Source organism: Arsenophonus nasoniae DSM 15247, from assembly GCF_000429565.1.
In the GTDB taxonomy this organism is placed as follows: domain Bacteria; phylum Pseudomonadota; class Gammaproteobacteria; order Enterobacterales; family Enterobacteriaceae; genus Arsenophonus; species Arsenophonus nasoniae.
In genome coordinates this window covers 1-1,104 of sequence record NZ_AUCC01000288.1, presented here as the reverse complement: position 1 = coordinate 1,104, position 1,104 = coordinate 1, and the positions used below count along the sequence as shown (strand labels likewise).

At 46.1% G+C, this 1,104-nt stretch carries 1 protein-coding gene; it reads left to right on the top strand.

What is annotated here, in order from left to right:
• Positions 1-47 precede the first annotated feature (47 nt).
• Positions 48-1,104 (top strand): hemagglutinin repeat-containing protein (locus G468_RS22060; RefSeq protein ID WP_211229691.1); only part of this gene is annotated, 1,057 nt, incomplete at its 3' end.

Genomic DNA, 1,104 nt, shown 5'->3' with positions numbered 1-1,104 from the left:
CCCCTCATCAGGGTGACCATAAACACGTTGCCGTCAGCGGAAAGAATGTGGTACTCAAAGGCCAATATATCCGAAACAGTATTTATGCAACAGCAAAAGATAACCTGTCTATTATTGCGGAAGATGACCTAGAAACAAGTCACGGCAAACTGGAAGCGGGTAACGATTTGTCGGTCATGGTGGTTCGTGACATTGATGCTTATCAAACTGAGTTACGGGGCAAAAACGTGAGTCTGGTCTCCCGAGAGGGACACATCCAGATGGGGACATTAGACAAATCGCGTTATTTTAATACCGATGGCGGTCGTTTGGTTCCGTCTATCACTGCGACGAATACCTTATCTCTCTCTTCCGGCAGAAACATTAGTTTGCTTGACACCTTAGTCAACAAAACCAACCATGTTTCTTTACATGCCGGACAGAATATTAAAATCGGTCAGACGCCGGAAGCTTATCAGATAGGTAGTGCACTACAAAACGCTAACGCCCTAAAAAGCGGTTTGATTAATCAGAAATATACCCTGCTCAATAAGCTTGAAGCAGCAGAAGAAATCAGCCTGGTGGCCGGCAATGATTTAATTTTACGCGGCTCACAATTAAATGCAGGTAAACACCTGATACTGCATGCAGGTCATGATATCGACATGCATGGCAAAGCATCTCCGCCGGTTCCGGCCCCTTTATTTGCCTTATCTCGCCTGTCGGAAGCGGGTACCAGGGTGACTTCCGGTGACGACCTGTCTATCTACGCAGGTCGGGATATTGTTGCCCAAGCTTCGACGTTATCTTCCCAAAAAGGCAATGTGATGGTCAATGCGGGTCGAGATATGATGTTATCGGCACAGCAGTACTCGCCGGTTAACGATGCGCAAAAAAAATCGGTTTACGCCACCACCCACATTAAATCGGCAAAAAAACTGAATCTTTCCATCGGCGATAAGTTTTCAGCGTATGCATCGGATTTAACCTCAAACGGTCATCTCTTTTTAACGTCGAATGGGAACATGACCTTTAATGCCTTACAGGAATACCAAAATGAGGGGAATACTGAAAAAACCACCCAACACATCACCCAGCTTAACAGCGGCGGAAACCTGACCGTTC